This window comes from Campylobacter sp. IFREMER_LSEM_CL2090, from assembly GCF_025771865.1.
Lineage (GTDB): Bacteria > Campylobacterota > Campylobacteria > Campylobacterales > Campylobacteraceae > Campylobacter_D > Campylobacter_D lari_D.
The window spans coordinates 1-20,344 of the sequence record NZ_JAKMRA010000008.1; the positions used below are offsets into that span (position 1 = coordinate 1).

16 protein-coding genes and 2 tRNA genes are annotated in these 20,344 nt (G+C 26.5%); 9 read left to right on the plus strand and 9 right to left on the minus strand.

Features of this window, described 5'->3' with window-relative positions; translation table 11 throughout:
* The coding region (locus L8V85_RS05840; protein ID WP_263737649.1) for an inverse autotransporter beta domain-containing protein at window positions 1-6,574 on the minus strand (6,574 nt) is incomplete at its 3' end.
* Between the two features lie 1,744 nt (window positions 6,575-8,318).
* Between L8V85_RS05840 and L8V85_RS05845 the strand changes: the two genes are divergently transcribed.
* On the plus strand, window positions 8,319-8,513 hold the full coding sequence (locus L8V85_RS05845) for a hypothetical protein (protein ID WP_263662179.1): 195 nt from the start codon (window positions 8,319-8,321) through the stop codon (window positions 8,511-8,513).
* 158 nt (window positions 8,514-8,671) lie between these two features.
* Here L8V85_RS05845 and L8V85_RS05850 read toward each other — a convergent pair whose 3' ends face one another.
* Window positions 8,672-9,430, minus strand: coding sequence for a hypothetical protein (locus L8V85_RS05850; RefSeq protein WP_263737650.1), 759 nt, complete (start codon window positions 9,428-9,430; stop codon window positions 8,672-8,674).
* Between the two features lie 212 nt (window positions 9,431-9,642).
* Window positions 9,643-10,365, minus strand: coding sequence for a KAP family NTPase (locus tag L8V85_RS05855; RefSeq protein ID WP_263737651.1), 723 nt, complete (start codon window positions 10,363-10,365; stop codon window positions 9,643-9,645).
* 323 nt (window positions 10,366-10,688) lie between these two features.
* Between L8V85_RS05855 and L8V85_RS05860 the strand changes: the two genes are divergently transcribed.
* The 4 genes from L8V85_RS05860 to L8V85_RS05875 all read left to right on the plus strand — a co-directional run bounded on the left by L8V85_RS05860 (window position 10,689) and on the right by L8V85_RS05875 (window position 11,772).
* The gene (locus L8V85_RS05860) at window positions 10,689-10,904 is read left to right on the plus strand and encodes a hypothetical protein (RefSeq protein WP_263737652.1); all 216 of its coding nucleotides are present in this window, start codon (window positions 10,689-10,691) and stop codon (window positions 10,902-10,904) included.
* Window positions 10,904-11,110, plus strand: coding sequence for a hypothetical protein (locus L8V85_RS05865; protein WP_263709467.1), 207 nt, complete (start codon window positions 10,904-10,906; stop codon window positions 11,108-11,110). Before L8V85_RS05860 ends, L8V85_RS05865 begins: the two co-directional genes overlap by 1 nt.
* Window positions 11,111-11,350: 240 nt before the next feature.
* Window positions 11,351-11,566 carry a hypothetical protein gene (locus tag L8V85_RS05870; protein WP_263737652.1) on the plus strand — a complete coding sequence of 72 codons (216 nt, stop codon included), beginning with the start codon at window positions 11,351-11,353 and terminating at the stop codon, window positions 11,564-11,566.
* Window positions 11,566-11,772 (plus strand): hypothetical protein, encoded by a 207-nt coding sequence (locus L8V85_RS05875; RefSeq protein WP_263709467.1) that lies wholly within the window; start codon window positions 11,566-11,568, stop codon window positions 11,770-11,772. Before L8V85_RS05870 ends, L8V85_RS05875 begins: the two co-directional genes overlap by 1 nt.
* 127 nt (window positions 11,773-11,899) lie before the next feature.
* Here L8V85_RS05875 and L8V85_RS05880 read toward each other — a convergent pair whose 3' ends face one another.
* Window positions 11,900-12,037: a hypothetical protein gene (locus tag L8V85_RS05880; protein WP_263664719.1), complete on the minus strand. Its 138-nt coding sequence runs from the start codon at window positions 12,035-12,037 to the stop codon at window positions 11,900-11,902.
* A 348-nt stretch (window positions 12,038-12,385) separates the two neighbouring features.
* On the opposite strand from L8V85_RS05880, the gene L8V85_RS05885 reads away from it, so the two are divergent.
* The 3 genes from L8V85_RS05885 to L8V85_RS05895 all read left to right on the plus strand — a co-directional run bounded on the left by L8V85_RS05885 (window position 12,386) and on the right by L8V85_RS05895 (window position 14,646).
* Window positions 12,386-12,601: a hypothetical protein gene (locus tag L8V85_RS05885; RefSeq protein WP_263709460.1), complete on the plus strand. Its 216-nt coding sequence runs from the start codon at window positions 12,386-12,388 to the stop codon at window positions 12,599-12,601.
* Between the two features lie 9 nt (window positions 12,602-12,610).
* The gene (locus L8V85_RS05890; protein WP_263659978.1) at window positions 12,611-12,841 is read left to right on the plus strand and encodes a hypothetical protein; all 231 of its coding nucleotides are present in this window, start codon (window positions 12,611-12,613) and stop codon (window positions 12,839-12,841) included.
* Window positions 12,842-14,505: 1,664 nt separating this feature from the next.
* Window positions 14,506-14,646, plus strand: a complete 141-nt coding sequence (locus L8V85_RS05895) for a hypothetical protein (protein WP_263659977.1) — start codon at window positions 14,506-14,508, stop codon at window positions 14,644-14,646.
* Window positions 14,647-15,302: 656 nt separating this feature from the next.
* Here the strand turns inward: L8V85_RS05895 and L8V85_RS05900 are convergent.
* Both L8V85_RS05900 and L8V85_RS05905 read right to left on the minus strand, forming a co-directional pair.
* Window positions 15,303-15,378 (minus strand) — tRNA-Met (locus L8V85_RS05900).
* Between the two features lie 13 nt (window positions 15,379-15,391).
* Window positions 15,392-15,466: transfer RNA gene (locus L8V85_RS05905), tRNA-Gln, on the minus strand.
* Between the two features lie 105 nt (window positions 15,467-15,571).
* On the opposite strand from L8V85_RS05905, the gene L8V85_RS05910 reads away from it, so the two are divergent.
* A complete protein-coding gene (locus tag L8V85_RS05910; protein ID WP_133319265.1) occupies window positions 15,572-16,594 on the plus strand; it encodes a bifunctional 3,4-dihydroxy-2-butanone 4-phosphate synthase/GTP cyclohydrolase II in 1,023 nt (340 codons plus the stop codon).
* On the opposite strand, the gene L8V85_RS05915 is transcribed toward L8V85_RS05910, so the two are convergent.
* The 3 genes from L8V85_RS05915 to glyS are packed head-to-tail and all read right to left on the minus strand — an operon-like array spanning window position 16,584 to window position 20,334.
* Window positions 16,584-17,534, minus strand: a complete 951-nt coding sequence (locus tag L8V85_RS05915; protein ID WP_318529420.1) for an SAM-dependent methyltransferase — start codon at window positions 17,532-17,534, stop codon at window positions 16,584-16,586. The two genes, L8V85_RS05910 and L8V85_RS05915, sit on opposite strands and share 11 nt — an antisense overlap.
* Window positions 17,535-17,536: 2 nt before the next feature.
* A complete protein-coding gene (locus L8V85_RS05920; protein WP_263659975.1) occupies window positions 17,537-18,343 on the minus strand; it encodes a M23 family metallopeptidase in 807 nt (268 codons plus the stop codon).
* Window positions 18,340-20,334, minus strand: a complete 1,995-nt coding sequence (glyS, locus tag L8V85_RS05925) for a glycine--tRNA ligase subunit beta (RefSeq protein WP_263737653.1) — start codon at window positions 20,332-20,334, stop codon at window positions 18,340-18,342. Before glyS ends, L8V85_RS05920 begins: the two co-directional genes overlap by 4 nt.
* Between the last annotated feature and the right edge of the window lie 10 nt (window positions 20,335-20,344).

Sequence of the window (20,344 nt, forward strand, 5' to 3'; positions counted from 1 at the left end):
CAATCAAGGTAAGCTGTTTATATATATAAATTTCATCTGTAAAAAAATCCGCTGACTTATTTTTTGTTTTCATATATTTAAATTGAATATTGAAATTACTACACAATGGATTCGATACTCCATAAAATTCCAAAGTAGCCTTACCACTAGAATTTACTCTAACATGATCTTGCTTTGGTTTAGCCGCTGATAAAAAATCATGATATATTTCAATTTCTGTATTCGGGATTAAATTACTTACCTCAAGATGAAAATCTTGATTTAATTCTATGGTTTGCTTATAACCCTTATAGCTAGGATAAATAATACTAGGGATATATTCTTTATCTACATATGCAATAGTAGTGCTAACACTTTGTCCAATAGTATTTACACTAATTACAGGGTTATTTTTAAATGGGGTTTTAGAAGTAATAGTTGCTTTAGCTTCACCACTAGAATTAAATGTTATATCATGATCATTTAAAGTAGCGTCTCCACTTATATTCCATTCTACTTTAGCACCTTTTTTACCATCTTTTAGCGTGATATTGGCTTGTGCTTTTTCTTCGGTGTATATTGTTTTATCCCCTTCAAATTTTAATTCTCTTTGATAAAGCTTAATTTTATCTGCAGCAAACTCTATTTTACTTGTTCTTGTCTTCATATAATTAAACTTAATAGCAATATCTTTAACATTATAATCACTAATCCCACTAAATTCTAAAGTAGCTTCACCTTTATCACTAACATTAAAGCTTTCTTTTTTAGCTTTTACTCCTTTACTTCCACTGATTTTATCAATAGTGGAATTTGGTAATAAACCGCTTATTTTTAATACATAATCTGAGTCATAATCTATAGTTTTTTTCTCTACATGAAACCACCAACTAGGATCCTTATAAGAAGGATACTCTACTTCAGGAGTATAAATTTTTGTTTTATACTTAATGCTTTTCACAAAAGAACCACCTAAAGCATTAACTTTTAACAAAATATCATTCTCAAACGGAGCTTTAGAAGTGATAACTGCCTTAGCTTCACCACTAGCATTAAATGTTGTATCATGATCATTTAAAGTAGCGTCTCCACTTAAACTCCATTCTACTTTAGAACCTGTTTTTCCACCTTTTAATACAGCATGTACTACTTCTCCTTCTTGAGTATAAAGTGTTTCTTTATCAAGTTCTAAATTCAATTCTCTTTGATAAAGATTAATTTTATCTGCAGTTATTTCAGTTTTAGCAATAGCTGATTTCATATAACTGAACTTAATAGCAATATCTTTAACACTAGGATCACTAATACCACTAAATTCTAAAGTAGCTTCACCTTTATCATTAACATTAAAGCTTTCTTTTTTAGCTTTTACTCCTTTACTTCCACTGATTTTATCAATAGTGGAATTTGGTAATAAACCGCTTATTTTTAATACATAATCTGAGTCATAATCTATAGTTTTATCTAATGTTTTCCAAAAACTGACTTTATAAGAAGGATATTCTATTTTTGGAGTATATATAGTTCCATCTATATAAGTTAATGTTTTAGTGAGGTTTTGGCCTAAGGTATTTACATTAATTATAGGATTAGTTTTAAATGGAGCTTTAGAAGTAATAACTGCCTTAGCTTCACCGCTAACATTAAATACTTTATCAGTCTTAGTTAAAGTAGCATCCCCACTTAAACTCCATTCTATTTTTTCATTAGGCTTACCACCTTTTAAAGTTACTTCGGCATTTTTATTAGGTTCTGCAATGATAGTACTTGGATCAGCATTAAAGGAAATAGCGTATTGATAAAGTTTGATTTTATCTAAATTAAGCTCCTTTTTAATACTACCTTGTTTGATATAATTAAACTTAATAGCAATATCTTTAACACTATAATCACTAATACCACTAAATTCTAAAGTAGCTTCACCTTTATCACTAACATTAAAGCTTTCTTTTTTAGCTTTTACTCCTTTACTTCCACTGATTTTATCAATAGTGGAATTTGGTAATAAACCGCTTATTTTAATATTAAAATCATCTATATAATCTATAGTTTTTTCTTGGGTTTTAAAGCTTGGATATTCTACTTTAGGAGTATATTCTTTAATCTCATAAGGCAATTCTTTTTTAAGATCTTTAGTCATAGTTTTAACTTCTAAATTTGGATTAACTTTAAATGGAGCTTTAGAAGTGATAACTGCCTTAGCTTCACCACTAGCATTAAATGTTGCTTCTTGATTGCTTAAAGTAGCGTCTCCACTTAAACTCCATTCTATTTTTTCATTAGGTTTACCACCTTTTAAAGTTACTTCAACATGATCAAGTTTTGGATCTTTTAAAGCTTTGTTATTATCACTTTCATAAGCATGAATTTTATCTTTACTAAAACTAATGCTTGGGGTGTATTGGTGGAGTTTGATAGCATAAGTTTGCTCAGCTTTTTCATCTCCTTTTTTAATATAGTTAAAAGTTATAGTTATTTCTTTTTGACTAAAATCATTAATGCCTTCAAATTCTAAAGTAGCTTCACCTTTATTATTAACTTCCACTTCTTCTTTTTTAGGTTTAATGATTTGTGTTTTAGTAATACTTATTTTAGAATTAGGTAAAAGATTGCTTACTTGTACACTAAAATCAGTTTTATAATCTAGAGTATCTTCTTTTTCAAATTTAGGAGAGAAACCTTCTACTTTAGGAGTATATTCTTTAATCTCATAAGGCAATTCTTTTTTAAGATCTTTAGTCATAGTTTTAACTTCTAAATTTGGATTAACTTTAAATGGAGCTTTAGAAGTGATAACTGCCTTAGCTTCACCACTAGCATTAAATGTTGCTTCTTGATTGCTTAAAGTAGCGTCTCCACTTAAACTCCATTCTATTTTTTCATTAGGTTTACCACCTTTTAAAGTTACTTCAACATGATCAAGTTTTGGATCTTTTAAAGCTTTGTTATTATCACTTTCATAAGCATGAATTTTATCTTTACTAAAACTAATGCTTGGGGTGTATTGGTGGAGTTTGATAGCATAAGTTTGCTCAGCTTTTTCATCTCCTTTTTTAATATAGTTAAAAGTTATAGTTATTTCTTTTTGACTAAAATCATTAATGCCTTCAAATTCTAAAGTAGCTTCACCTTTATTATTAACTTCCACTTCTTCTTTTTTAGGTTTAATGATTTGTGTTTTAGTAATACTTATTTTAGAATTAGGTAAAAGATTGCTTACTTGTACACTAAAATCAGTTTTATAATCTAGAGTATCTTCTTTTTCAAATTTAGGAGAGAAACCTTCTACTTTAGGAGTATATTCTTTAATCTCATAAGGCAATTCTTTTTTAAGATCTTTAGTCATAGTTTTAACTTCTAAATTTGGATTAACTTTAAATGGAGCTTTAGAAGTGATAACTGCCTTAGCTTCACCACTAGCATTAAATGTTGCTTCTTGATTGCTTAAAGTAGCGTCTCCACTTAAACTCCATTCTATTTTTTCATTAGGTTTACCACCTTTTAAAGTTACTTCAACATGATCAAGTTTTGGATCTTTTAAAGCTTTGTTATTATCACTTTCATAAGCATGAATTTTATCTTTACTAAAACTAATGCTTGGGGTGTATTGGTGGAGTTTGATAGCATAAGTTTGCTCAGCTTTTTCATCTCCTTTTTTAATATAGTTAAAAGTTATAGTTATTTCTTTTTGACTAAAATCATTAATGCCTTCAAATTCTAAAGTAGCTTCACCTTTATTATTAACTTCCACTTCTTCTTTTTTAGGTTTAATGATTTGTGTTTTAGTAATACTTATTTTAGAATTAGGTAAAAGATTGCTTACTTGTACACTAAAATCAGTTTTATAATCTAGAGTATCTTCTTTTTCAAATTTAGGAGAGAAACCTTCTACTTTAGGAGTATATTCTTTAATCTCATAAGGCAATTCTTTTTTAAGATCTTTAGTCATAGTTTTAACTTCTAAATTTGGATTAACTTTAAATGGAGCTTTAGAAGTGATAACTGCCTTAGCTTCACCACTAGCATTAAATGTTGCTTCTTGATTGCTTAAAGTAGCGTCTCCACTTAAACTCCATTCTATTTTTTCATTAGGTTTACCACCTTTTAAAGTTACTTCAACATGATCAAGTTTTGGATCTTTTAAAGCTTTGTTATTATCACTTTCATAAGCATGAATTTTATCTTTACTAAAACTAATGCTTGGGGTGTATTGGTGGAGTTTGATTTCTCCACTTACTTCTTGAGTGCTAGCTGCGCTTTGATTATAAGTAGCAATGATTTGTAATCTTTTAATATTGAAATCTTTTACTCCTTCAAATACTACCTTACTCTCACCTTTATCATCAGCTGTACTTTCTTTATCGTTACTAATTCTTAAAGTTTTATTGCTTTGTATATCTTTAGCTTTCCATAAAACTTTTGTTTTTGGCATTAAACCTTTAAGTTTTACTTCAAAGTCGCTTTTATAATCAATCATTCCTTTTTCAAAGTCTTGATAAGTCACAGGATCTTTTCCAGCAGGAAGCTCCATAGTGGCTGTATAATTTTTAATCTCTAAATCTTTACTTCTTTCTTTTACTAATTCATCACTCATATTCTTAGCAATGATTTTTACTTTTTCATTTCCACTAAGTCCTATGATTTCTACATTACTCTCACCTTTATCATCAGCTATTAAATTAAGCTCCTTAGTAGTTTTATCTTTATCAACAAATAAAGCATTATCTCCTTGTATACTCCATTTAACTTTTGTAGAATTAGCTTTTAAGTTTTTATAACTTGCATGAGTTTTTTCTTTATTACCTATAATAGCTTTATCTAAGATAATATCATTATCTCCATAAATTGCTATTTGAACAAATGTTTTTAAAGTAACTCCCAATACATTAACAATGATTTCAGCTTTTTCTTTATCTTTCATGTTTACATCAGGTTTATAGATGATATTTGAATTTCCATCTTTATCAGTTTTATCTGAATTTGGCGTTTTTTCTAAACTTCCTTTACCATTTAATTTCCAATGAATTGCCAAATCACCTGCTAAATCATTTCCTGTAAATGTGATTAGAGATTTTTCATATCTTTGTATATTAGAAGGTTTAGCAAATATCCTAAAGTCTTCTTTTGGAGCTATGATAGCAATAGGGAAACTTTCTTGAGCATTCCCTGCTTTAGCAATTAAATTGGTTTGATGGACTCCATAAGAATGGATTATTTTTACAAAAACTTTTCCATTACTATCAGTAATATAATGATTTCCATCTTTTAAGATTACACTTTTTTGTTCAGGAGTTACACTCATAGCAACATTTTTAACTGCTTGATTAAAGCCATCTTTAAGCATAATACAATGAGTATTACCTCCCAAATTTCCGCAATAAGAAATATGATAAGTATTGTTAATAGCTTTATATTCAAGCACCATAGAATAATCTCTATCTATAAAATGAGTTCTAGAGCCTTCAATGGTATTATTTATACCTGCTAATTTTGTATCAAAAGCGTGTTTGAAGGCATCTTTATCTAAAGGTATGTTAAAATTCATAGCTATATTTGTGCCTTGTTTATCACTTTCATTACTTCTTTTATGGCTTAGCGAAAAAGTTAATGCGGGACAAGGTGAGTAAGTAATACCTCCTTCATACACTAAAGGATTTTTTTCTAAATCTTCATAGCAGTTTACATTGCCAAATGGAGCTACTTTTTCTCCATACCATTTACTCATATTAGCAAAAACAGCTACATTACTCATAGAAGGAAAAGCATATTTAATACCCATATCCCAGCCATTAGCAGGGCGTTCTAAGAAAGTTAGATCATTATTTGCATTTTTAAAATCATAACTACTAACCCAATCACTTAATCTTTGATAAATATTAGCATGGAAAGCTAGTGTATCTAACATACTTTCAAAGCCCAAAGATATTCTTTTATGCTCTCTACTAAAATCATGATCATAAACTAAATTTAATCCTAGCATGATATTTCCTGAATTATCTAATGCTAATGCATTAGGATAATATCTTATACCACCACCAAAATGACCTATGATTCTATTATTATCATATCCACCTATACCGCTTTGTAGAAAATAAGATATTTTTGGATTATCTTCACTCATAATAGGTAAAAGAACTTTAGCATTACCACTTAAACCACCCCTATCATTATAGTTTAAATTAAACTCACTATTAATGGAGTGATTAAGAGCATGTAAATATTCTTGGATTAAAGTATTAGCTTGTAAGCTTAAATAATTGCTTGCTAAATCTCTTATAAGCTCATCTCTTTCTTTACTATCTTTGGCATTATATACATTACCTATAGTTTGAATAACATTAACAACCTTATTAGATAATTCTTCATCTTCTTTACTAAGATTAGAATCTTTCTTTGGTTTTTCTTCTAATAGCTTTTTGACTCTTGAGTCAATGTTATTATGTTCTTTAAGTATTTGCTTTTGATCATGGTTTACATGATTAAGTGCAAGAGTTTGATTGTTATCTATAATGATTTTATCTTGATTTTTTAAAATCATTATTTGAGAAAAAAGAAAAGTGTGAATGAGTAAAACAAATAAAAGCGTTTTTTTCATAATCCCCCCCCCCGAATCCTTTGCATAAAATTTTTTATTTGTGATGAGAATATGATAACACAAAAAATACAAAAGTGATAAAAAAGTTATAAAAATATTGAAAAATAGCCAAAAAATTAATAAATATAATAATTATTTATAAATTATAATCAAAATTACTTTTATTTTTTATTAAAAAAATGCAAATAGATTTATTATTATTTAAATATATATGAAAAAAACTTATCATTTACTTTTTAAAAACAATGAAAAATAAGCTTTTTGAATTTTTATATTTATATTTTATTATACTATTTAACATTTTTAAAAGTATTAGCATTTAGTATTTTAGATAACAGTGTAAGGTGTATTTATCATATTTGGTATATAAAGTATAAATACTAAGCTTATATATAGTAATAAATAAAGAGTATAAATACCTTATTATACTCTTTAGATAACTACAATATAAAGTTTTTGTATAAATTTGATAATAGTTGTTATAATCTTAAAATTACTTATTAAAAAAATATATTTAATTATAATTTGTATGTTTTTATAATTTGGATAATAGGTAAAAGAATATATATAATATTTAACAGAAAATAAAAAGTGATTAAATAAAGTTAGATATATAAAGATATTTATAGTTTTATATGTTATTTTTATAAATTAAAACAAACATATTTCACAATTAAGCAAGATTAGCCCAACCAAGAATTATTTAGAAACAAAAATTTTTTGAGAAATATAAAAAAATGTCTTTAAGTAAAAAAGAATTTGCTAAAGTATTAGGCGTTTCTTCAGGAACTATTGATAATCTAAGAAGAAAAAATACAATCTATGGAAGTATCTTGCTATGTATTATTTTCCATTGAAGAAATGGCTGAAGTTATATCAGGGGTTAAATCTTTAAAATGAGATTTAACTATACAAATTATTGAATTTTCAAAAGTATATGTTATTTAGATATTTAATTTCTAAAGTATGGATACTTAGACGCTTTCTAAATCCACCATTACTTCTCTATCACGAATTATTACTACAATTAAAATCTTTTGACAAATTAAAAAAAATATTTTTTTATACACACTTTAAAGGAAAATCAGTGATTATTGTAAATGATAAGCAACTTAAAAATTTAACTGTTGATAAAAAACTTATATCAAAGTGCTTGTACTAAAAATTTATATATTGAAGCTAGGGTTTTTCATGGAAATATTGATAAGAATTTTTATTTTAGATATAAACTTAATAAAAAGGGTATTTTTTTAAAATAGGAAAATATCCTATAACCACATTAACACGGACAAGAGAGATTGTAAATGATTATAACGACATGCTATCATAAGGCATTAATCCAAAAGAACATATTCAAAAAGAAAATACTAAAAATCAAAATATAAAAAAGTATTATTGAGCTTACTAAAAGCAATATAAAGCACTTTATGGTACTAATAAAGTTCAAAGTTATAAAACTTCACAGATGAAGCAAGATTTAAAGAATTACTGCTTGCGATTGATAAGTATTTTTACAAAAATTTCTTTGTAAATTAGTCCATATTTATTTTTTAAGAAGTGCTAATATTAGAAATTTAGAATAAAAAGAAGTAGATTTTGAGAAAAAAATTAATAAAGTTAAAGCAAGAGAGGATTTTATTATTCCGCTAAGTCAGAGTGTTTTAGGCTTGCTTTTATATGTTAAAAATTTTTCTTACTCAGATTCAAAATATGTTTTTTCAAATGATATAAGTAAATCTAAAAAATGAGTAAAAACACATTAAATCAAGCCATTAAAAGATTAGGTTTTGGTGATGAAATACTATATCATGGTTTTAGAGCTACTGCTTCAACTTTTCTTTATGAGTATAAAAATATTCATAAACAAGATAGTGAAGTTATAGAACTATGTTTAGATCATAGAGAAAGAAATAAAGTAAAAGCGGTATATAAGACTTGATGATAGAGAAGAGAGTTAATGCGATGGTGGAGTGATTTTATTGATAAATTAAAAAGAGATAAGTAGTTTAATTTTATAATGTTTGTAAATTATAAACACATAAGAACTTTTTAATTTTTGTAAATTTAATAGTATTTTATTGAATATCTTTAACGCAATTATTCTATTAGTAGCTTTCTTAATACACTATTTTGTGAATTTATATATTTTAAAACAACACTTTTTTTTATTTTATTTTCATCTAAACCTAAGAAATCTAAATAAGCTTGAAATAAATTATTATTTAAATCATCATCAAATTTATGACTTACAACCATATTCATAGAAAAATGATTAAAAAATTTCTTACAAAAATCGTTATTATTTTTAAATAGCTGTACTAACTCTTCTTTTTTAAAAAAATTATATTGCTTGATTGCTTCGAGATAAAAACTATTTTCTATATTTTCATAGCTATTAATAAGAGCATTAATATTTTCATATTTGCTTGTTTTGTATTTTTCTTTGGTATCTTCATAATAATCTTTCCATTTTTCATTTTCTAATAATTTTAAAAGTGCTATGTCAGATCTATAATCATGATTAAGATCAAACTTAAATTCTTCCATAACAAGAGCTTCTATATAGTGCTGATTGATTTTTTCTTCTATGTTGCTTAATTTTTTCTTTGTAATTTGTGTGTAGGTTGAAAGTAAAATTTGATAAAAACTATAAGGAAAGTGTGTCATTCCATTTTTTGAATAAAAGTCTATTTTTAGGAGTGAATTTTCAATATCTTTTACAAATTGTTTATCACTTAAATTACCTACCAAATATTCTATCTTGCAGTTTTGAAGTTTATAATAAAGATCAATTTTTAAAGTTTGATAAAAATCGCGTCTTAGTTGGTATTTTTCTTCTTTACTTAAATAAAACATATTTTTTAGGTATTGTTCATAAAGATGATAATCTGAAGATAAGTCGTTTTCTTCTATTTTAATAGAAAGATATTTTTTAGTTTGAAATATTAATGAGATATAATTTAATTTTAGAGCAATTGCAAATGCTTGTTTATCGTTGTATTTTCTAAACTTTAAAAAACAATGCTTGTTAAAATAATATATGTGTTCTAATGCGTGATATAATAATCTTAGATTACCACTATAATGTTCTTGATATACTTCAAAAATAACAATTTCAATAATATTTTTGTTTCATCTGTAATTTTAGTATATTTATTTACTTTATCTTTTATAATTGCTTTTGCTACTTCATCATTGTTTTTTATGGTTATTTCACAATCAATAACCTTCTCTTTGTATGTTTGATACCAGTTTTTACTATTGTATTGTTTGGCTTGCTCTTCTTTATTATTTTCAGTCAAATTGTTATCTTGTTCTTTTAATTCTTCCTCATGAAAAATCACAACAACATTACATTCTTTTTCTTCTTTAAGTAAATTTACAAGTCCTAAAATTTCTTTCAAAGAAAGATTATTAGATCTTCTTTCTATGTTATCAAAACACACAATAACTTTTTTAAAATCTTCTTTTTTTAAAAAGGAAAAAATAGCATCAGGGTTAATGTTAATTGTTCCAGCGGATTTAATTTCTGTAATTTTGGCTATAATTTGTGAAAAAGTATTTGCTATTTTATTGTAGTTTCCATGGATTTTAAAAACTATTTCTTCTAATATTTGCTTATAACTTTCTTTGCCAAAAAGATCTATATAAACAACTTTTTTATCTTTAGAAAGTTTCTTTTCAACTTCTTTCCATAAATAAGTTTTACCTATACCCCAAGACCCATTTATAGCTAAACATTTTTTAGATTTTTTATTTAAAAAATTTGCGATAGTGTCAATCTTATTCATTATACACTCCTATAAAATATTTATGTAATTATATAAAATTATTTAAGTTTTCTATGTAACTATCCTCCAAACCTTAAAGCTATAGATAGTTACATATTCTTTTTAAAATACCCCTTACAGCTACGCACTCAGACAGCCTTTCTTTTTTTTTAAAAATATATAAAAAAATACATACGCATACGCGAGAGAAAAAACAAAAAAAGTTGAGTAATTTTTTTCAATATTTAAACAAATTTTTGTTTTTTCTGTTATTTAATATTAAATTAATTTTTTGACTTTTATAATTATTCATATATCAAAAATAATCATAGAAAGACTCAAAAATGAAAAAAATTATCTTAGGTTTAGCAGTTATTGCTTCATTATCTAGTCTTGTTTCAGCTTCAAATCATAGTTATCATAGCAAGAAAAATTTTAATAATTCACAACAAGAATATATAGAAGGTAGAAGTATAACTTGTGCAACTTTTCATAATTGCCAGACAATACATCAACCTATTTATCAAGATGCTTTTTGCAAATGGAAAGGATATTGTTAATGTTTGTTAATACTTGTCACGGCTTGGTAGATACCAAAGTAGAATATCGAGATAAACCTGCATTAGAAGAGGCGATTGCTAAACAGCAAGAAGATACAAAAAAAGTAGAAGCTGAAGCTAAAAAAGAAGAACAAAGTAATTCTACAAATGCTGATAATCAAGCAAATACTAGCAAAAAAGATCGGCTTTTAGATATATCTGCTTAATCTTAATATTAGGGTAGTGGGTTTTGTCCATCTTCCGTGCTACGCACTCAGACAGCCTTTCTTTTTTTAAAAATATATAAAAAAATACATACGCATACGCGAGAGAAAAAACAAAAAAAGTTGAGTAATTTTTTTCAATATTTAAACAAATTTTTGTTTTTTCTGTTATTTAATATTAAATTAATTTTTTGACTTTTATAATTATTCATATATCAAAAATAATCATAGAAAGACTCAAAAATGAAAAAAATTATCTTAGGTTTAGCAGTTATTGCTTCATTATCTAGTCTTGTTTCAGCTTCAAATCATAGTTATCATAGCAAGAAAAATTTTAATAATTCACAACAAGAATATATAGAAGGTAGAAGTATAACTTGTGCAACTTTTCATAATTGCCAGACAATACATCAACCTATTTATCAAGATGCTTTTTGCAAATGGAAAGGATATTGTTAATGTTTGTTAATACTTGTCACGGCTTGGTAGATACCAAAGTAGAATATCGAGATAAACCTGCATTAGAAGAGGCGATTGCTAAACAGCAAGAAGATACAAAAAAAGTAGAAGCTGAAGCTAAAAAAGAAGAACAAAGTAATTCTACAAATGCTGATAATCAAGCAAATACTAGCAAAAAAGATCGGCTTTTAGATATATCTGCTTAATCTTAATATTAGGGTAGTGGGTTTTGTCCATCTTCCGTGCTACGCACTCAGACAGCCCCCGCACCCCAATTATCGCAAATCATAGCACCTTAACAGGTGCGATTTGCTAAAGCACCAAAAAGGAAAACTATCTATTAAACCCAAACCCTCTATCGTTTCTTTTAGTTTTTGCTTGTTCAAAAGAATTTTCAAAAGCTCTTTGATATTTAAGCTCTTTTTCTATTCTTTCGGCTTTTAATGGAAATATTTCTTTTAACTGCTCCACGCTTAAATTTTTTTTCGCACCATCTGCCTATTTCTTTTAGTCGAGTTTCTAATCTTTCATTATTTGTCTTGTGTGTTTCAAACAAAGTTCTTAAAGTATCTCTATCATCTTTGACTTTATCCACTTAATATTTCACTATCTCCTATCACATAGACTTTTGTGAAAATCCATCCCCTGCTTTTTTTAATATATAAAAACGCATACGCGCGAGAAAAAACAAAAAAAGTTGAGTAATTTTTTTCAATATTTAAGCAAATTTTGTTTTTTCTCTTATTTAATATTAAATTAATTTTTTGACTTTTATAATTATTCATATATCAAAAATAATCATAAAAAGGCTCAAAAATAATGAAAAAAATTATCTTAGGTTTAGCAGTTATTGCTTCATTATCTAGCGTTGCTTTAGCTTTAAATCATAGTTATCATAGCAAGAAAAATTTTAATAATTCACAACAACAAGATGGAATTTTAACTTGTGAAAATTTTCATAATTGCCAGACAATACATCAGCCTATTTATCAGCATCAAGCTTGTGCTAAATTAGGTATTTGTATAAATCACTAAAGGATAATGATGGGATTAGTATATTCTCAATGTTGTAATCAAGTTATTGATACAAGCTTGCGTTATACAGCAAAACCACTATTAAAACTTGAAGAAGCTAAATTTGAACAAGAAAAAAAAGTTGAGAATGATAATACAAAAAAAGTAGAAGCTGAAGCTAAAAAAGAAGAACAAAGCAATTCTACAAATACAGATAAAGCAGACAATAAAAAAGATCAGCTTTTAGATATATCTGTTTAATCTTAATATTAAGCGGCAGACTTTGTCCGCTTTCCGTGCTACACACTTAGACAACCCTAGCACCCCCCCCCCATTTTAGTACAAAACATATAGCACCTATAAGGTGTATTTTATTTAGAGAAGAAAAGAAAAGGTGCTTCTTTTGAAAACCTTATCTTGCTTCTTCTCTTCTTCATCACGGTGATTGCTATTTAATGGCATTAAAAGCCGTATTTTTAAAAGTGTTTAAAAAGATTTTCTAAATCATTCATTGGTATGGTTTCTTTGATATTTACAACCGCACTCCATTTATAGTTTTTTACTTAAAAATTTTATCCTATAAGTTTGATATATTTTTTATAGCATTATTTATGATTTCATTTTTTAACGCAATTGTTTGTTTAAAATAACTAAGTGATGAAAATCTTTATTATGTTGGATTTGTATAAAATTGGATTTTAAAATTAATACTATATATTTATCTCATTGTCATGTTTGTCTATAATTATTTTAAAATAATTGATAATTTTTTCAGGATTTTTATTCCATTTCTTCAAATGTTTAAAAATCAAAACTACCATATTTATTTTAAGTTTCATTGCAATTGGTTTTAACAAGATCAAATCAGTGATTTACATATAAATATGGCTTAGTTATATTAATCAAGTGATGAAGAAGATTATATTTTTTAAAAAAAGAAAGAATTTTACTTGTAGTTCATACTATATAGAAGGCAGTACGGCATACATTATTTCAACATCAAACTTAATCAATATTTTTTAAAGATTATTGCAGTGGTTAGATATTTATTATCTTTAATATTCAAGAAGAGTATAAAATAAATATTATTTCATGTTATCAACTTAGAAAACAAGAGTATAATTTATTCTTATATCATTTAATGACTCATAAAAAAAGAGAGAGTAATCATTAAATAAATCTTGATTATTATTACAATAACATAATAATTGCTACAATATACCTTAGAATAATTATACAAAATATTTTAAAATTAATTTCTTATACTTATTTTATATTGCTTCAATGTGAAGATTAAAAACATCAAGATAAAATATTATCACACAAGTTCGAACACATTTGGCACTTTCTTAGTTAATAAAACTACTATCTTTTATTTACCAATCAAGAAATATTTGATTAATAAAACTAACTAAGGAATATTTATCCAAACAGATTATTTATTTAGATGTATAAAAGGATTTGCTAAATTAAGAGAATATAGTTATATTTTTGAAATAAAACATAAAATAATAGAACAAAGAATAAAAATTATATCTTTCATAAGCATCATGGTTTAAAAGCTACTTTAGAAGCTTTTAATATAGATAAAAAGATACTTTTTAGAAAACAAGAAATTTATCACAAAAATAATGATAATTTAAATACCCTAAATACAAAATACACTAAAGTAAAAAATATAAGAAGTTCTTTTGATTTGGAAATTACTTTAAATATTAAAAGACTTAGGCATATTTATATAAATTTAGATAAAGAAAGATTGTATTATTTTTTAAAGCCTACCTCCTAGTGTTTCCACCATAGGAAGAATCATCTCTAAAGATAAAATGAGAATAACACTTACAAGAATTAATTATCTAGGCCAAAATAAAAGCTACAAGAGAAAGTTAAAAATAGATAACTAAAAAAATCTTAAAACAACTCCTATGAATACTTGGGCAATAGATACTATAAAATATGTCAATAATAAAATAAAATATATACTTACTATGATAGATTTAGTTACAAGAATTGATTATACTGTAGCTTTATCTCCTAAAAAGACAAGATATACTAGCATATCTTAAAAGTTTTGTTATTATCTTAAAAACTAATAATCCTCATAAAAGAATTTAGTATACTCACAGATAATGGCTGTGAATTTAAAAAACTATGAATGTTTTATTCAAAGAACTTAACACTACTCATTATTGTACTTATCTAAAGAATCTTAGAATGAATATTCATAATGAAATATTTAATAAAACCTTAAAAGAAGCATTTGCTAATCATTATAAAGATTTATTATTTATAGATCTTAAAGAATTTAATCAAGAAATGATTAAGTAGTTAGCAGCTTATAATACTATCTTGTTGCATCCGGCTTTAAAATATAAAGCCCCCTCTCATTTGCTCTTCATCAATTAAGAAATATTTTTCTTTGTTAGACTTTAAATCAATATTGTTTTTTTTCTTGCACTCTAAAAATTTTAATACATTACCTATTTAGCAAAAAATATCATTTTTTTACATTTTTACAATAAAATACAAAGCATGTGCAACATTAATTATAAATCATACGCCTATTAAACTCGCCATTTATTCTTGTTAAATATATTTTATCTATTTTATTCTTTGTATTGCATTTTTAAAATTTCAATAATTTTAGAAATTTTAAATTAATTTGATTTCAATATTGCTAAAAAACATCTGTTGAAATAGATTATAAGTTATTTTTATATAATGGTTGCGAAGGGGAGATTTGAACTCCCGACCTTCGGGTTATGAGCCCGACGAGCTAACCACTGCTCTACTTCGCGGCATCATATGAAGTGGATGGGGTAAAGGGATTCGAACCCCTGAATGACAGGACCAAAACCTGTTGCCTTACCGCTTGGCGATACCCCAATAGAAATTTCTTATTTAAATTAAAAGTGATATTATATATTATTTTTTATACAATGTCAAGAAAAATGCTATAATATTTTTAAAATATTTTCAAGGAATGATTTTATGGGATATATAAGTATAGAACAAGCTATAAAAGAACTTCAAGATGGTAAGATGTTGGTAATGGTGGATGCAGAAGATAGGGAAAATGAAGGGGATTTGATTTTCCCTGCACAATTTAGCTCACAAGAAAAAGTAAATTTTACCATCACTCACGCAAGAGGTGTAGTATGCGTAGCGTTAAGTGAGAACTTAGCTAAAAAATTTGAACTACCTTTAATGGTACCTAAAAACACATCAAATCACGAAACAGCTTTTACCATCACTGTCGATGCAAAAAATGCAACAACAGGAGTAAGTGCTTACGAAAGAGATATGACTATACAAATTTTTGCTGATGATAATGCAAAGGCGAGTGATTTTGTGCGTCCTGGACATATTAATCCTTTGATAGCAAAAAAAGGTGGAGTTTTAGAAAGAACGGGCCATACAGAAGGAACAGTGGATTTATGTCGTTTGGCAGGATTAAAAGAAGCATGCGTAATATGTGAAATTGTTAAAGATAATGGAGATATGGCCAGAAGAAGTGATTTGCTTGAGTTTTGCAAAAAACACGATATTAATATGATTACTATTTCAGATTTAATCGAGTATCGTTTAAAAAATGAAAGTTTGATTTCTTTAATTAAAGAAGAAGAAAGTATTTTAGCAGGTTTTAAAGCTAAAAAAATGACTTTTAAAGATCACAATGAAAATGAACACATAGCTTTTAGCTTTGGTACTTTGAAAGAATGCGAGAATGTTAAATTTTATCTTAGTGGAAGCGACTTTGAGCTTCTAACTTCTAATAAATTTAATGAATTATTAAAACAGATTGAATTTTTAAGTCAAAAAGGTGGTGTAATCATTTTCATGAAAAATGAAAAACAAGAAAATATACAATTTAAAAATTATGGCATAGGAGCGCAAATTTTAAGGTATTTAAAAATTTCAAAAATCAAACTTCTAAGTCAAAATACCGATAAAGAATTTATAGGCTTAAAAGGCTTTGGGCTTGATATTACAAGCAGTGATTTTAAAGCTTAAATTCTAAAAACTTAAACTTATCGCCAAAGTTAAACATCAAATTTTTACTTTGGTTGATAAAGTTTTTATAAATTTGGAGGTTAATATTTTTAACTTGCTCGATAATTTCTTCTAAGCCAAAATCAATTAAAGCTTGATTTTGATTTTTATATTCTAACACCTCAAAGCCCTCTTCTTTTAAAACTTGTAAAAAATGATCAAAATTTACATTATATGTAATATCACTTTTAGCAAAAAAATCTTTTAAGTTTTCTTCAAAAAGATTATACACTTGGTGATTTTTATACATTCTAATACTAATTTTTTCTTCTTTTTTTGCATAATCAAAACATGCAAAAGTTAGTTTTTCACAGGTTTGTTTTAATTTGGATAAAAAGGGTTTATAAGAAATACAAAGCTCGCTATTAGTGATAGAATATTTTTCACATTCTTTTAAAAGATCTTCATTCATAGCTTTAAAAACAATGTTTAAATCATCATCAACATATGCCATTGTTCTATCTTTTATAAGCTCACACGCAAAACAATCAAATAATTCATTAGCGTAAAAAAAGGCGTTTTTAAAATGACATTCTTCTAAAGAATTATAAATTTTTACATCCAAATCATACTCATCAAAAAGTTTTTTTTGAACACATTTTAATTTTTCATGTGGCTCTATGATAAAACACTCAATCTGCTCTAAAATATCAGCCCTAAGAGTGTATAGAGCTTGTATAAAATCAAGCATTAAATGCCCTTCATTTGCCCCTATTTCTACAACTTCAACCGGTAAAATTAGCTTTTTATCATCTATAAGTTTTAAAAAATGATTAGCTAAGAGTGTTCCAAACAGATTTCCCACGCTAACTGCGGTATAAAAATCTCCATTTTTACCAACACTCACAGCTTGGCAGTAATATTTATCAATCCAATTTTGAAAAAACTCGCTAAAAACTATCATTATAAAGCATTAAATTTGACTATAAAATCAAGTGGATCAACTTGCACACCATTAACTAAAATTCCAAAATGCAAATGTGGCCCTGTAACCCTACCGCTAGCTCCACTCAAACCTATAAGCTCACCCTTTTTTACCTTTTGTCCTACTTTTACATTAAGTTTTGATAGATGATAATACTGAGAATAAATCCCATATCCATGATCAATTACCACTGAATTTCCTGCATAATAACGATTTGAAGCAATCCTTACAATACCATCATTGCTAGCATAAATTTTTGTCCCACTTGCTGCTCTAAAATCAGTTCCACTATGATAACTTTTAAGAGTATCATTAAACAATCTTGCTTTTCCAAAAGCACTTGTAATTTTACTTTCTAAAGGGTATGTAAAATTGCCTTCAAATAAAGCCATATTGGTATAAGTATTATAAACCTTAATAGCTTCTTGATATTCTTTGCTAATGCGATCAAGTGTTTCTTTAGGTGGATTAACCTTAGAAGCACTAACTTTTAAAAATTCTTTTTTATAGTTTCCTTCGCTAAATTTTATGTTAATTTCTTCTTTAGAATTATCTTTAAATTCAGCTATTAATTTTCTATCTTTAGGATTTTTATAAGGTATAGCTATACTAACAATGACTTTATTTTTATACTCAAAAAAAGGAAGTTTTTTAGAATTTGAGCTAATTTGTAAAAAATTATTTTTATCAAATTCTAAAAAAATTACTTGACCTTTTACAAGCTCAATCTCTCTAGCTTCTAATGCAAATACCAAAAAACAAAGTAAAAAAAGAATTTTTCTCATACGCTAAGCTCTTTAATATCAGCTATTTTTAAAAACTCACGATAAATTGCACATACTAAAGCTTGACGATTGTTTTTAATATTTTCATCTTTGTCATTAATCATTACTTTATCAAAAAAAGCATCAATTTGTGGTTTTAGTGCAAAAAGGCTTTCTAAAAGCTCTTGGGTATTATTTTCTTTTGTTTTACACTGCATAAAAGCTTGGTATAAATCTTTTTCCTCTTGAATGTTAAACAAATTTTCATTAATTTGAACTTCACTTAATATTGCAATATTTGCCAAGCGCTTAAAAGTAGCAAAATTTTGACTAAAATCTGCCTTATTTGTACTTTGTATTAAAGCTTTAATACAAGAATCAATATAAATAACATCATAAGTTTTAGAGCTAAGCACAGCTTTAACAAAAGAAGCATTAACCTCATAAAAAGTATATAAACGCTCTAAGATAAAGTCTAATAAAATTTTCAAATCAAAGCTTTTATATTCACTAGCTATTACTTCTAAAAATATCTTAAGATCAAAATTTTTATTTAAAGCTAGAATAATTTTTAAAACACCATTTGCTGCTCTTCTTAAAGCATAAGGATCTTTTGTACCACTTGGGATTTTCCCCATTGAAAAAAGCCCCATGAGTGTATCAAATTTATAAGCCAAAGCTACAATAGAACTAAATTCATTACTTGGCATAGCTGAATTATCGCCATTTGGAAGGTATTGTTCTTTAATCGCCAAAGCAAGCTCATCGCTCATACCCATAGCCTTAGCATAATAAGATCCCATAATGCCTTGAAGATCAGTAAATTCATACACCATTTGAGTACTTAGATCAGCTTTTGAGTATTCTATAGCTTTTAAAATTTCATCTTTTTGAGTATTAGCAAAAACCTCACAAAGCTTAGTAGCAATTTTTTGTTCTCTAATAATTTTATCTTTTAAGGTTCCAAGTCCTTCAAGATAAACCATTTGGCTTATTTTATCATTATTTAAACCCTGCGCTAAGTCATTTTTCCAAAAAAACATCGCATCACTTAATCTTGCTCTTAAAACTCTTTCATTGCCATTAATGATTTTAGAATAATCCTCACAAACCGCATTAGAAACTACAATAAAATGATTGCTTAAAATGTTGTTTTTAAATACTGCAAAATAGCGTTGATTTTCTCTCATAGAAGTAATTATCACTTCGCTTGGGATTTCTAAATACTCTTTCTCAAAATGCCCTAATAATGCTTTTGGATACTCTGTGATAGCTACAACTTCGGCTAAAAGCTCATCATCTTTTGCAATAGTAATATCATTTTCTTTTTCGAGTATTTTTAACTGCTCAATAATAAGTTTTTTTCTTTGTTCTTGATCTAAAATAATGTAATTTTGCTCTAGAGTTTTAAGATACTCATCAATATTTGAAAAAGGTATTAAATCATAACTAACACTTCTATGAACAAAAGTACTTTTTGCACTTTTAACACCATAGCTTTCAAACTCAATCAATTCATCATTTAAAATACAACAAAGTGAGCGGATAGCCCTAATAAATTCAAAGCTACCATCACCCCATCTCATAGTTTTACCAAAACTCAAGCTTTTTAAAAAAGCCTCGATCATTTGAGCTAAAACCACCTTGCTTTGCAAGCCTTGTACTTGTTTTTGACAATACAATACTTCTTTACCCTTAATTTCTTTAAATTCAAGCTCTTCTTCTTTTAAACCACTTTTTTCTAAAAAGCTAAGTCCTGCTTGAGTAAGCTTTCCATCTTTATAAGCTATCGCCTTAGGTGCGCCTATAAATTCCACAAAAGAATCATCTTGTTTTTCTTTAAAATTTTCATGGATAAAAACCAATCTTCTAGGAGTATAGAAAAATTTAAATTCAGATTCTAAATGATACTCTTGTAAAATCTTTTCCCATTTTTTAGTAATATTTGGAAGTTCTTTCAATAAAGGAATAGCAGGAAGCTCTTCTGTGCCTATTTCTATTAACAATTTCATTTTACACTCT